13 protein-coding genes and 2 pseudogenes are annotated in these 13,152 nt (G+C 68.8%); all 15 read left to right on the top strand.

Features of this window, described 5'->3' with window-relative positions; all coding sequences use genetic code 11:
* Nucleotides 1-150: 150 nt before the first annotated feature.
* The gene (locus tag ACZ7M2_RS10380) at nucleotides 151-2,142 is read left to right on the top strand and encodes an Ig-like domain repeat protein (RefSeq protein WP_471594904.1); all 1,992 of its coding nucleotides are present in this window, start codon (nucleotides 151-153) and stop codon (nucleotides 2,140-2,142) included.
* Between the two features lie 80 nt (nucleotides 2,143-2,222).
* Nucleotides 2,223-3,131, top strand: a complete 909-nt coding sequence (locus tag ACZ7M2_RS10375) for a sortase (protein ID WP_471594903.1) — start codon at nucleotides 2,223-2,225, stop codon at nucleotides 3,129-3,131.
* 125 nt (nucleotides 3,132-3,256) lie between these two features.
* Complete coding sequence (gene pstB, locus ACZ7M2_RS10370) at nucleotides 3,257-4,060, top strand: phosphate ABC transporter ATP-binding protein PstB (protein WP_471595219.1); 804 nt, start codon at nucleotides 3,257-3,259, stop codon at nucleotides 4,058-4,060.
* 17 nt (nucleotides 4,061-4,077) lie between these two features.
* Nucleotides 4,078-4,905 carry a poly-gamma-glutamate hydrolase family protein gene (locus ACZ7M2_RS10365; RefSeq protein WP_471594902.1) on the top strand — a complete coding sequence of 276 codons (828 nt, stop codon included), beginning with the start codon at nucleotides 4,078-4,080 and terminating at the stop codon, nucleotides 4,903-4,905.
* A 38-nt stretch (nucleotides 4,906-4,943) separates the two neighbouring features.
* Complete coding sequence (locus ACZ7M2_RS10360; RefSeq protein WP_471594901.1) at nucleotides 4,944-5,543, top strand: hypothetical protein; 600 nt, start codon at nucleotides 4,944-4,946, stop codon at nucleotides 5,541-5,543.
* Nucleotides 5,544-5,608: 65 nt separating this feature from the next.
* Entirely contained in the window at nucleotides 5,609-6,043 is a 435-nt protein-coding gene (locus ACZ7M2_RS10355; RefSeq protein WP_471594896.1) for a WXG100 family type VII secretion target, read from the top strand.
* Between the two features lie 73 nt (nucleotides 6,044-6,116).
* Complete coding sequence (locus ACZ7M2_RS10350) at nucleotides 6,117-6,431, top strand: WXG100 family type VII secretion target (RefSeq protein WP_471594900.1); 315 nt, start codon at nucleotides 6,117-6,119, stop codon at nucleotides 6,429-6,431.
* The gene (locus tag ACZ7M2_RS10345) at nucleotides 6,431-8,179 is read left to right on the top strand and encodes an RNase A-like domain-containing protein (RefSeq protein WP_471594899.1); all 1,749 of its coding nucleotides are present in this window, start codon (nucleotides 6,431-6,433) and stop codon (nucleotides 8,177-8,179) included. The genes ACZ7M2_RS10350 and ACZ7M2_RS10345 overlap by 1 nt, the downstream gene beginning before the upstream one ends.
* Before the next feature lie 16 nt (nucleotides 8,180-8,195).
* Nucleotides 8,196-8,912, top strand: a complete 717-nt coding sequence (locus ACZ7M2_RS10340; protein WP_471594898.1) for a hypothetical protein — start codon at nucleotides 8,196-8,198, stop codon at nucleotides 8,910-8,912.
* Nucleotides 8,913-8,935: 23 nt separating this feature from the next.
* Nucleotides 8,936-9,235, top strand: coding sequence for an RNase A-like domain-containing protein (locus ACZ7M2_RS10335; protein WP_471594897.1), 300 nt, complete (start codon nucleotides 8,936-8,938; stop codon nucleotides 9,233-9,235).
* A 32-nt stretch (nucleotides 9,236-9,267) separates the two neighbouring features.
* Nucleotides 9,268-9,862: pseudogene (locus tag ACZ7M2_RS10330) on the top strand (contact-dependent growth inhibition system immunity protein); the annotation flags it as partial.
* Nucleotides 9,848-10,295, top strand: a pseudogene (locus ACZ7M2_RS10325) (poly-gamma-glutamate hydrolase family protein). The pseudogenes ACZ7M2_RS10330 and ACZ7M2_RS10325, both read left to right, overlap by 15 nt.
* Nucleotides 10,296-10,435: 140 nt before the next feature.
* Nucleotides 10,436-10,870, top strand: coding sequence for a WXG100 family type VII secretion target (locus tag ACZ7M2_RS10320; RefSeq protein ID WP_471594896.1), 435 nt, complete (start codon nucleotides 10,436-10,438; stop codon nucleotides 10,868-10,870).
* A 73-nt stretch (nucleotides 10,871-10,943) separates the two neighbouring features.
* On the top strand, nucleotides 10,944-11,258 hold the full coding sequence (locus tag ACZ7M2_RS10315; RefSeq protein ID WP_471594895.1) for a WXG100 family type VII secretion target: 315 nt from the start codon (nucleotides 10,944-10,946) through the stop codon (nucleotides 11,256-11,258).
* A gap of 59 nt (nucleotides 11,259-11,317) precedes the next feature.
* Nucleotides 11,318-13,147, top strand: a complete 1,830-nt coding sequence (locus ACZ7M2_RS10310) for an RNase A-like domain-containing protein (RefSeq protein ID WP_471594894.1) — start codon at nucleotides 11,318-11,320, stop codon at nucleotides 13,145-13,147.
* The last annotated feature ends 5 nt before the right edge of the window (nucleotides 13,148-13,152 follow it).

The following is a 13,152-nucleotide window of genomic DNA, read 5'->3' as shown; positions in this document are numbered from 1 at the left end:
CAGGGCCACCCGGGCCGGGGCTCCCCACAGACGGCCGTCCGCCCCGAAAGGCAGTCGGGGCGGACGGCTTGACCCCCCACCCTGCCAGATCCACCGGATCCACCAGGTCCACCCGCCGCAGAACCGACGCACAACCTCAGGAGACCCTCGATGCGCAGAATGCGCCTCACCGCGGCCATGGTCGCCGCCGCAGCGGTGTCCGGCACGCTGGCTCTCGCGAGCCCGGCGTCCGCCGACCCCACCCCCGCCGGGACCTTCCGCCAGCTCGTCGGCGTGGGTTCCGACACCACCCAGGACGTGCTCAACGCCCTCGCCGGTGACACCGTCAACGGCAAGAGCTACGCCGGCACCGCCGTGAAGGCGGGCGACGCGGGCATCGCCTCGTACGACGCGATCCCCTCCGGCACCGCCACCACCACCATCCAGACCCGCGCGGGCGGCCCGTCCTTCCTGCGCCCCAACGGCTCCGGCAAGGGCAAGCTCGCCCTCAGCGAGTCGCTGACCGGTGACAAGTTCCCCAGCAGCGACGGCGTCGCCATCAAGGGCCAGGTCGACTTCGCCCGCTCCTCCGGCGGCCCGAGCGTCTCCGGCACCGCCCTCACCTATGTCCCGTTCGCCCGGGACGCGGTCGGCGTCGCGGTCCGCGGCTCGGGTCTCGACACGCTGACGGTCGACCAGCTGCACGACATCTACGCCCACGGCGGGACGTCCACGGTGAACGGCCAGGTCGTGCACCCGGTCATCCCGCAGGCCGACTCCGGCACCCGCAAGTTCTTCCTCGCGGCGATCGGCCTCAACGAGCTCACGGTCTCCCCGAACATCCCGACCGTCCAGGAGAACCAGGCGAACGCCGCGCTCACCCAGGACGGCACGCTGGTGCCGTTCTCCGTGGGCAGCTGGATCGCCCAGAACAACGGCATCGCGCCCGACTACAGCACGACCGCCGTCGCCGCCGGCGCGCGCCTGGCCAGCATCCAGCTGCCCGGCGACACCGGCGCCACGAACCCGGTGACCACGGTGAACGGCAAGCTCACCCCGGTCGGCGGCTACTTCGAGAACGCCACCTTCGGCCGCGACGTCTACAACGTCGTCCCGAGCCGCGCGATCGACCCCTCCAGCGTCTTCTTCGACAAGGCGCTGTACGACGTCTTCGTCACCAGCGGCACCCACGAGGCGGCCCTCGCCACCGACACCGCCGAGAAGGTCATCGCCGACTTCGGGTTCCTGAACGAGTCGTACAACGGCTCGGTCAACCCCGCCAAGCACGCCAAGCTCGGCGGCCTGGAGGAGTCCGGCATCGACGCCGCGACGCCGTCCGCCCCCGCCCTGAAGGCCACCCCCGGCGACGCGAGCCTCAAGCTGACCTGGACCGCCCCCACCCCCGCGCCCGCGCTGCCCGTCACCGACTACCGCGTCACGCTGACCGGTTCGGACGGCGCCGTCCTGGGCATCAAGGACGTCCCGGCGAGCACCACGTCGTACAGCTTCACCGGCCTGGCCCTCGGCACCTACACCGCCTCGGTCTCCGCCGCCAACCTCAACGGCAGCGGCAACGCGGCCTCCTGGACCGGCGCCGTCAAGTACACCAGCGCCGTGAAGGCCACCGCGGCCACGGTCGCGTACGGCAAGACCCCGAAGGTCGCCGTCACGGTCACCGGCTCCCACGGCGTCGCCCCGAGCGGCAAGGTGACCGTCAAGGACGGCACCACCACGCTCGGCACCGGCACCCTGGACAGCTCCGGCAAGGTCACCATCGGCCTGTCCAACCACCTCAAGGTCGCCACGCACACCCTGTCGGTGTCCTACGGCGGCAGCACCAAGCTCAACGCCTCCGCCACGACCGCCAAGCTGACGATCACCAAGGCGACCGCGTCCGTCGGCAGCACCGCGCCCGCCTCGGTCAGCCACACCGGCCGCGCCAAGGTCGGCGTGCGGGTCACCGCGACCGGCACCACGCCGACCGGCACGGTCCGCGTCTACGAGGGCTCCCGCGTGATCGCCACCGGCACGCTGAGCGGCGGCAGGGTCACCATCACCCTGCCCAAGCTGAGCCGTGGCAAGCACACCATGCACGTGTACTACACGGGCTCCACGACGGTGAACTCGAAGAACGGCGTGAACTTCACCATCAAGTCCACCTGACGCACCACCCGTCGGGGAGACCGCGACCGCGGTCTCCCCGACGGCCCCACCAGTGAAGCCATGGAAGGAGACGCGTCGCCGTGACGGTCGCCGTACAGACCACGCTCACCACGCCCGTACCGCGGCTGGGCGTTCGCGGAGTCACCGCCGTCCGGCACCTCGCCCGGGGCGGTCTGCTCACCCTGGCCGCCCTGCTGCTCGGCCTCACCGCCCAGCTGTTGCTCGTCAGCGGCATCCAGGAACGGGCCGCGCAGCACGCCGCGTACGACGCACTGCGCACCCAACTCGCCCTCGGCACCGCCCCGGTGGCCCAGATCGACCAGCAGGGCAGCCTGCTCGCGCCCGGCACACCGGTCGCCCTCATCGACATCCCCGCCGTCGACGTCCACCAGGTGGTCCTGGAGGGCACCGACTCCGCCGTCCTCACCGACGGCCCCGGCCACCGCAGGGACACCCCGCTGCCCGGACAGTCCGGCACAAGCGTGCTGATGGGCCGCGCGGCCGCCTACGGGGGCCCCTTCGGCCGTCTCGACCAGCTCGCCGCGGGTGACACGTTCACCGTGACCACCGGCCAGGGCAAGGCGAAGTACCAGGTCCTCGGCGTACGACGGGCCGGCGACCCGGCGCCCGCCGCTGTGGCCTCCGGCAAGGGCCGCCTGGTCCTCGTCACGGCCACCGGCCCGCACTTCATGCCCGGCGGGGTGCTGCGCGTCGACGCCGACCTGATCTCCACCCCCGCCCAGACCCCGGCGGCCGTCATCCGCTCCGGCACGCTCCCGGAGTCCGAACAGCCCCTCGCCCACCCCTCCGGCGTGCCATGGCCGCTGGTCATGTGGCTCCAGGCGCTGGTGGCCGCCGCCGTCGCCGCGGTGTGGACCTGGCACCGCTGGGGCCGGCACCAGACGTGGATCGTGTTCGCCCCCGTGGTCGCGGTCCTGGGCCTCCAGGTGGCCGTCCGCACCACCGAACTGCTGCCGAACCTGATGTGACCCCTGTGAACCTTCCCGAGACCCAAGATCACCACGAGGTGCCCGACGTGACCGATGCGACCGCTTCCCTCGATACGACGGCCACCGACACCGTCGTCCTGCCCCCCGTCGCGCCCGTCAGGACCGTGACGGGAGCCGCGAAGGGGGCCGTCGCTCCGGCGACCCTCGAAGCCCGCGCCGTCTCGGCCTGGTTCGGCAGCCACCAGGTGCTGCAACAGGTCTCCCTCACGATGCCCGCCGGGCAGGTCACCGCCCTGATCGGCCCCTCCGGCTGCGGCAAGTCGACCTTCCTGCGCACGCTCAACCGGATGCACGAGCTGATCCCCACGGCCGCGATGGGCGGCGAGGTGCTCTTCGACGGCGAGGACATCTACGCCCCCGAGCGCCGCCTGACCGACGCCCGTCGCAGGATCGGCATGGTCTTCCAGAAGCCCAACCCGTTCCCCGCCATGTCGATCTACGACAACGTGGTGGCGGGTCTGCGCCTGACGGGCACGCGCATCGGCCGTCGCGAGAAGGACGAGCTGGTCGAGGAGAGCCTGACCCGGGCCGGCCTGTGGAAGGAGGTACGGGACCGACTCCGCCAGCCCGGCGGCGCGCTCTCCGGCGGCCAGCAGCAACGCCTGTGCATCGCCCGCGCCTTGGCCGTACGTCCCCAGGTGCTGCTGATGGACGAACCGTGCTCGGCGCTCGACCCCACGTCCACCCGCCGGGTCGAGGAGACCATCCACGAACTCGCGGGCCAGGTGACCGTCGTGATCGTCACCCACAACATGCAGCAGGCGGCCCGCGTCTCGCAGCAGTGTGCGTTCTTCCTCGCCGAACAGGGCACCCCCGGCGGCATCGTCGAACACGGTCCCACCGAACACATCTTCGGCGACCCCGAGGACCAGCGCACGGCGGACTATGTGGCGGGCCGCTTCGGCTGACATCCTCGGCTTCTGTGATGATCAGACGCCGTACTCTCCTGACCGCGCTCGCGACGACCCCCGTCCTGGGCGGCGTCGCGGCCACCACCACCGCCACACCCGCGGTGGCCGCCGAACCCGCCTCGAACACGGCCCTCTACGCGGACCCCACCTGGACCGAGGGCGTGGACTGGTCCCGCCGCTCCAGACGCCACCTGATCGACGACCAGAGCACGACCGGCCGCGCCCCCTTCCTCCGCACCACGGTCATCGCCCCGCACGGCGGCGGCATCGAAGGGGGCACCTCGGAACTCTGCCTGGCGACGGCCGGATACCACCCCGCCGACCTCGCACCCACCCCGGCGGCCGGCCCGGTGCACGACTTCTGGATGTTCGAGGGCCTGATGAGCAGCGGAAACGGGGCGCTGCACGTCACCTCCACCCACTGCGACGACACGATCGCCCGCTCCTTGTGCGCGGGCAGCCTCAACGTGCTGTCCCTGCACGGGTGCACCCCCGAACAGGCGGGCCTGGAGGCAGGCGCCAAGGCGGTCCTGATCGGCGGCCTCAACCCGACCTTCCGGCAGTACTTGCTGGAGGAGTTCACCGCGGCCGGCATCCGCGCGGTGACGGCGTCCGGCGAGGAGGAGATCGCAGGCATCTCCCCGGACAACATCTGCAACCGGTCCCTACTCGGCATGGGCGCCCAGTTGGAGATGACCACGGCCCTGCGCACCGCGATGTTCGCCGCCGGCAAGAACACGGTCGCCGACCGCGCGACCAACCTTCTCCCGTCCTTCTGGACCTTCGTCGGCGCGACCCGCAGGGCGATCGACCGGGTGGAGGCGGGGCAGACGGTGCTGTGACCGTCCCTCACAGAACACGACCGTCGAAAGGGGGCTGCGTGCCGACGCCGGATGCTCATGCCTGGGCCGAGGCGCTCAGCATGTACGAGCGGCGGTACTCGTACGTGTTGGTGGGGCCCCGCGCCCGCCAGGACTGGGTGCGGGACGTCGCGGCAGTCATGCGCCGAGAGGTGACGGATCCCCGGTCCTGGAGGTGGCTCGACGTCGACGAAGGCGAGGAGGAACGGCTGGAGGAGCCGTTCTTCCCCTTCGTCCTGCCGCCCTCCGCTCCACAAGGAGCGGACGCGTGGCGACGCGGACTGCGGACGGTGCCCCGGATATCGGTGGAAAGGCTGCTCGTCATGCTGTCCACCACCTGGCTGGACGTCCCGCGCGAACGCGCCCGCAATGACTTCGAGAGCCGCAGGCCGGAACTGGAGCGGAAGGCCCGGGTGATCCTCTCCCGCTTCCCGGAGGAGACGTCCTTCCACACGAACGCCGGGTATCCGAGAACGAGTACCGGCAGCCGCACCGACGCCCCGGACTTCTACGAGGCGACCACCGGCTGCACCCCTCTCTCCCAGTACGACTGGGACCTCGGCCTGATCGCGGTCTCCGGGACCGAACTCGGCCTCTTCTGGTCCTTCGACGCCACCTGAAACCTCGTAGGATTCTTGGGCGTACGTGATGTGCGATGCCGATGTGACGGGGGCGGAGATACAGCATGGGAGTGCACGGGGCAGGCGGGGGACAAGGAGGCGGTGGCCCTGACCTGCGGGCGTCCGGCCAGGACCTCACCAAGCTCGCTGGTGACCTCGGCGACATGCAGGACCATCTGGACCAGCAGGTCAAGCGCATGGATGCGATCGTGGACCGCATCGAGGCGGGTTGGCGGGGCCCGGCGGCGACGGCGTACCGGGAGTTCCACCGGGCGGCGGCCGAGGACGCCGTACGCATCCGTGACGTGATGAAGCACCTCGAACAGGCCGTGCGGATGAGCCGGGACGGCTTCACGGAGCGGGAGTTGGACGTGCTCCAGCAGATGCGGCAGATCCGGGTGGACGTGGCGAGCGAGGTGGCCAGGCTGTCCACGCCGAATCCGGATGCGCCCTCGGCCACTCCGTCCGCGCCCTCGCGCAGCAGTCTCGACTCGTTCTGAGACTTCTGCCGGCAGCCGTCAAGACGCGCACTGCACAGCTGTGATGACCAACGGCCAACGACCAAGGGGGACCATGTCGACCGGGAACTCCGACGACGACCACATAGCCGTCTCGTTCGGGACTCTTCACGACCTCGCCGCCGAGCTGGAGGACATCCTCAAGAAGCTCAACGGCAAGCTGGACGGCCTGTACGACCGCGTCGCACCGGTCGTGCTGTCCTGGGAGGGCGAGGCCCGCGAGGTCTTCGTCGACAAACTCGACGAGTGGGACCGCTCGGCCCAGGACCTCCAAGCCGCCCAGAAGTGGCTGCACGCGTACGTGACCACCGGCCATACCAACTACGCGGCGGCGCACCAGGCGGTGCTGCGGGGCTGGGGTGCTGCCTGATGGCCGACCGCCCCAGCGACGCCCAACGCAAACAGGAACGGGACCAGTTGACACCGACGCCGCCCGGCAGCGGCGGTGGGTTCGACGTGCAGACACCGCACCTGTACTACTCGTCGGCGGTGGTGCGTGACGGGCAGTTCGACTACGACAAGGGCGCCACTCAGCTGGTCGAGGCGCTGAATCAGTACAGCCAGTCGGCAGGCACCGGGTGGGGTCCTGATTCCTTCGCCAATGTGTACATGAAGATCACCGAGAAGTTCGTCAAGACCTGGGCGACCAGTGTGGTGAGCGTCGGCGGCGTCGCGGTCGGGCTGACGGTGACGGCCAACAACTACCAGACGGCGGACTGGTTCGCGCGCAGCATGCAGGGGCCGCCGCCGCGCCGCACGCCCCCGGCTGTCATCGACAAGGAGCCCAACTACGGCAAGGTCAACGACATCAAGTGGACCGGCACGGGCGAGGACGCGGACTCCTGGGCGATCTCCGGCGCGCTCGGCGAGATCCCGGACTTTCTTGCGGACGTCATCCGGCCGGCCATCGAGTACGGGCTCAACCTCGGTAAGACCCACGAGATCACCCCGGGCGCCCGTGAGGACGATCTCAACGGGATGGCCACCGCGTGGCGCCAGGCGGCGAGCACGGCCCTGAAGGCGGGCGACAACTTCACCTCCGCCATCAGCTATATGACGGACCCCCAGGGCAACAGCGAGTGGCAGAGTGCGATGAAGTCGTTCTGCCAGGCGATCTGGGGGACCACCGCCTGGGGTCGCAACCGTGACGCGCAGGGGAACATCGCCCAGCAGGGCGGCCGTAGCTGGAAGACCTCGGGGACGATGGCACCCGCCCAACGCCGCCCGATCCTGGAGGTCCTCCACCACACCGCCGACACCATCCAGAAGACCTGCGACGACCTGGCCCAGGTGGCGAAGACCTGCCGGGAGACCACCACCAACCTGGCCAAGACCGCGGCCAAGGGGATGGTGGCGGACCTGACGACCGGGCTCGACCCACTGGAACTGCTCGAACTCGCCGGCAGCGCCATGTTCGGCAAGCTGGTCATGACCTTCCGCCAGCACATGGACCGGGCGGCTGCGGACAAGGCCGTCGAGATCTACCAGCAGAAGTTCAGCGACGCGGCCAGCACACTCCTCGAGCTGGAGTGGGAGCTGGACGAGGCGGTCAAGAGCGCGCCCACGTTCAACGCGGAGGAGGCCAGGGCGGAGGCCTTCGGCGCGCGGGCGCTCAACGACTTCAAGAAGGAACACAAGTGGACTGTTCCGAATGACGCGGCGGGAAACCACAAGTACCCGCTCGACCTCGCGAACCAGGAATACATCGAGAACTCGCACGGTGTCGACAAGCATATTGGGAAGACGGACGACCAACTCGCTCAACGCCTTCGAGACCAGAGCAACATTCCGGCAGCGTCGACCTTCAAGGACATGGCCGACGCCCAGAAGTACACGCAGCTCACCATCGACAAGGAACAGGCCGCGATCGAGACCTACCTGAAGAGCGGCCCCCCGTACACCCCGCCGAGCAAGGTGTTCACTTACCATGACCCGAACGGGCCGGTAACGGGCACCAGCATCTCCAAGGACGACTACCAGTACGGTCTGCAGCACCGTCAGGATCCGCGGGTCGTCGAGTCCCATGGTGTGCAGATCAGGGTGAAGCCGGATCCCGACCCGAACACGAAACTGGACCCCCCGTTCACGCTCATCACCTCCACACCGACGAAGAACTGAGGAGCGGCTCAGCGGCATGCTCAGCGAAGACACGATCAACCACTTTCGCTTCGAGGGGGCACGAGTTCTGTTGTCCGTGTTCCGTGGCTGCGGTATTCCCGTGGAGACGGAAGAACGTGACGCCGCTCTCGAACCCGCGATCCGGGCCCTGTGGCAGGCGGGTGAGGGCGGAGGAAGAAACCTTTACGAGGTCGCGGGGGAGGTGCGTCTGATTGCTGACGCCCTGAGCCCGGAGGCTCGGAATCGCTGTGGAGTGCCCGCTGATCTGGTTGAGTTGGTGGTCGGCTCGGTACCGGACGAGCCATGGAGGGTTTTGCGGGATATCGCTCTTCAGGTGGAATCATGGCCCTCGGGATTCGTCACCAAACTTTCGCGCGCCACGCCGACGAGCTGGGAACTCAGTCGTCGGTTCCCGCAGCTCAGTGAATTCCTGCTGAACTACTTCGGCCAGGACGGTATGGCTACGGAAGGCGACTTGACGGAATCCGAGGGGCTGCAGCTCTACATCGAGCACTGTCATCCGATTTGCCTGTGGCGGCTTCCTCGGATTGTCGCGGAGTGCACGGAAGCGCTGGCCATTCTCCACGACGAGGAATCGCTGTCGAGGTTCTTCGAAGTCGAACACGGACTGGGTTCGGGAGACCTTGCCTGGTCGGAATGGCTGCCACTCATCGTCGATACCTTCACCACACACATGCGTGAACAGCACCCTTCGCACTGGGTGTCCGCGTAGTCCGTACAGCCAGGAGCCACGACATGCGCACCCGTTCCGCCACCTACCCCGACCGCGAGACCGCCCAATGGGCCACCCAGCAGGTCGTCACCGCCAACGAGCAGCTCATCCACCGCTGGCTCGCCCAGGGCGCCCGTCCCCGGCTGGCCATCGAGGCGTCCTGGCCGAGCCGTCCCGACCCGGTCGGGCGGGTGCTGCTCCAGGCGATGATGCTGGCCGGGCGCGAGCCCGTCGACGTCCGGGCGGCCCGCGTGGTGCTCAAGCGGGACGCGACGCGCCCCCACGGCTTCGTCGTCCACGCCACGTTCCCTGTCTATCTGTAGAGCCCCGTAGAGACCAGTAGAGGCTGATCACCGTGCCCCTGAGCCTCCTCGAACACGACCGCCGCTACGGCGAACTGAACCAGGTGATCCGCGCCTACGCCGGGCAGCCCGCCGACGACACCCCGGACAAGCCCAGCCAGGCCCTGGCCGCCTACCTCCGCCACACCTGGCACACCCGTCCCTGGGCCCTGGCCACGGCAGGAGGCACAGCTGAGGGAGTACGCCCGCAACCCGCCCGGCCGACTCCGCCTTCGCCTCGGGGAGTTCTACGCCATCCCGGACGTCGGGCTCCCCGAGTCGGACATCGAGCAGTGGCTGTCCTGCCTCGCCGACCACATCAAGCACAGCGTCGAGGAGGGAGAGGTCCCGCCCCCGGCCACCCCCGCCACCCACTGGGAATGGCACGCCCGCTTCCCGGAGCTGGCCCAGTTGCTCGGCGGCTGGTTCTCCCAGGACATGCCGGACGAGTTCGACGACCACGATGCCGCCGTCGACGATTACCGGTCCTTCACTGCCCCGCAGCTCGTGGCCCGCATCATCGGAGAGCTCCACGAGCTGCTCGCCCTCAGCCTGGAGGAGTCCGACTACGCTCTCGCCGTCGCCGAGCTGGGCATGAAGGTGGCCCCCGGCCCCTCCACCCACTGCGACGACACGATCGCCCGCTCCTTGTGCGCGGGCAGCCTCAACGTCCTCTCCCTCCACGGCTGCCGGCCGGAGCAGGCGGGCCCGGAACCAGGCGCCGCGGCCGTCCTCGTGGGCGGCCTCAACTCCACCGTCCGCCAGTACCTCATGGAGGAGTTCACCGCGGCCGGCATCCGCGCGGTGACGGCTTCGGGGGAGGAGGAGATCGCGGGCATCGACCCGGACAACATGCAACCGCACACCCCTCGGCATGGGCGCCCAGTTGGAGATGACCACGGCCCTGCGCACCGCGATGTTCGCCGCCGGCAAGAACACGGTTGCCGACCGCGCGACCAACCTCCTCCCGTCCTTCTGGACCTTCGTCGGCGCGACCCGCAGGGCGATCGACCGGGTGGAGGCGGGGCAGACGGTGCTGTGAGACACCGAAACCCGCCACCCGACGACCTCACCCGCCCCCCTTCCTGGGCGATTTCTCTTGTGTGTGCTGGTGCTACTACTCGTAGGATTCTTGGGCGTACGTGATGTGCGATGCCGATGTGACGGGGGCTGAGGTACGGCATGGGAGTGCATGGAGCAGGCGGGGGACAAGGAGGCGGTGGCCCTGACCTGCGGGCGTCCGGCCAGGACCTCACCAAGCTCGCTGGTGACCTCGGCGACATGCAGGACCATCTGGACCAGCAGGTCAAGCGCATGGATGCGATCGTGGACCGCATCGAGGCGGGTTGGCGGGGCCCGGCGGCGACGGCGTACCGGGAGTTCCACCGGGCGGCGGCCGAGGACGCCGTACGCATCCGTGACGTGATGAAGCACCTCGAACAGGCCGTGCGGATGAGCCGGGACGGCTTCACGGAGCGGGAGTTGGACGTGCTCCAGCAGATGCGGCAGATCCGGGTGGACGTGGCGAGCGAGGTGGCCAGGCTGTCCACGCCGAATCCGGATGCGCCCTCGGCCACTCCGTCCGCGCCCTCGCGCAGCAGTCTCGACTCGTTCTGAGACTTCTGCCGGCAGCCGTCAAGACGCGCACTGCACAGCTGTGATGACCAACGGCCAACGACCAAGGGGGACCATGTCGACCGGGAACTCCGACGACGACCACATAGCCGTCTCGTTCGGGACTCTTCACGACCTCGCCGCCGAGCTGGAGGACATCCTCAAGAAGCTCAACGGCAAGCTGGACGGCCTGTACGACCGCGTCGCACCGGTCGTGCTGTCCTGGGAGGGCGAGGCCCGCGAGGTCTTCGTCGACAAACTCGACGAGTGGGACCGCTCGGCCCAGGACCTCCAAGCCGCCCAGAAGTGGCTGCACGCGTACGTGACCACCGGCCATACCAACTACGCGGCGGCGCACCAGGCGGTGCTGCGGGGCTGGGGGGGTGTCTGATGGCGACGCCCTCACCGACGCCTTCCACGACACCCCCCGTTCCTACGGGCGGCGGCTCCTTGCCCGCCCCCTCGTCCGGTTCAACCCCGACCCCCGCCCCGTCTCCGGGGTCGCTCAAGGATCCGCAGGGCAAGGACATCTCGCGCCAGGACACGGGCTCGGAGCGCAGGAAGCGTTCCGAGGAACTGGCCGCGATGAAGCCCGCCCCGCCGGGCAACGCAGTCGGCTTCGACGTCCAGCCGAAGCACGTGTACTACGCGTCCTACATGCTGCGCAACGCCCAATACGATTTCGCGGACCGGGCCAAGAGCCTCGTGGACACCCTCGACGGGTACGCGCACGCGGTGGGCTGTGGGACCGGCCCGGAGGCCTTCGCGAAGGCGTACGCCGAAGTCGCCGATCTCTTCCTACAGGTGTGGAGCAGAGCGACGGAAGGCGTCGGCGGCGCCGCGGTGGGCCTCACGGTGACGGCGAACAACTACGCGCAGGCGGAGCACGCGACCCATCCGCTGAGCCCGGCGGTAGTGAAGAAGAGCCTCCCGGACGTCCTCAAGAAGGCCGGCGCGGGCGGACCCGTGGCCGAGCTCGGCTGGGGCAACGCCCCTGCGGAGGCAGGCTGGGGCAACGAGATCATCGACGACGTCGCCGGAGGCCTGAGCCGAGTCGGCGACTACATCCTGCGCCCGATCCTGGAGTACGCGCTGCGGCACGGGAAGGTCGCCGATATCACGCCGGGCGGCGACGACGTCGACCTTCCCAAGATCGCGCTGGCGTGGCGGGCGGCGGCCAAGGACGCCAAGACGTCCGCGGACACCTTCGACGACGCCATCGCGTATCTCGCCAACCCCGCGCCGGGCCACGACGAGTGGCAGAGCGCGATGAAGCAGTTCTGTTCTGCGATCTGGGGGAGTACGGCCTGGGGCAAAGCGAGTCACAACGGCCGTTACCAGTGGAACCAGAAAGACGGCCAGCGTCCCGCCTTGGATGTCCTCCAGGACACCGCACGCGACGTCGCGACGGCGTGCGACGCGCTGAGTGCGGAAGTGACGAAGATCAGGTCCACGATCACCGCTGTCTACAAGGACGCGGCAGAGAAGACCTTCGTCGCCAAGAGCCTCGAGGCGGCCCTGGAGCTGGCCCTCAAACTTCCTGAGCTGGCCCTGGAGTTCGTCTCGAACATCGACACGGGTCGCCTCAACCATGCCGTCGGCACGTACAACCGCGAAATTCACACCCTTGCCGGCAACTTGACCGAACTCAAGCATGCGCTGGAAGAGGCGGAGCGCAGCGTTCCCAGATATTCCGCGGAAGAGGCACGCGCTGAGGCCTTCGGTGTGAGGGCGCTCGACGAATTCAAGAAAGAGCACCCGTGGACCAATCCGGAGGACACCAAGAACGGCGTCTACAAGATTGACCTGGCCAGTAGTGAATGGTTGAACGACGGCCACACCCTGGACAAGCATGTCGGAAAGACGTCTGAGCAACTCGCCCAACGCCTGCGTGATCAGGGTGATCCGGCCACCGACGCATGGCCGCACGGTAAGCCCAAGGTCAGTGCGGCCTCCAGCTTCGCCACCCTGGAGAGCGCGCAGCGGTACACGCAGTACAACATCGACCAGTACTCCGGCGACATCAAGGCATGGCTCGACGGGCCGCCACCGCCCCAGGACGGGGAAGTGAAGAAGCTGGTCGGCCCGGGACCCGACGGAGAAGTCACGGGTACGAGCGTCACGAAGCAACCGTACGACCCGAGCGATCCGACGACCGGTTTCAAGCAGGGTGGTATGAACGCCAAGCCCCTGGAAGTGAAGAACATCGATACCCGCCTGAAGTACGACTCCAGCCTCGATCCCCCCTTCGTCGTCATGACTTCGATGCCGGCACGCTGACCGAT

It is taken from the genome of Streptomyces sp. NPDC111507 (genome assembly GCF_055638955.1).
The sequence above is the reverse complement of the archived record's forward strand: the minus strand, read 5'-3'. Positions and strand labels throughout refer to the sequence as shown.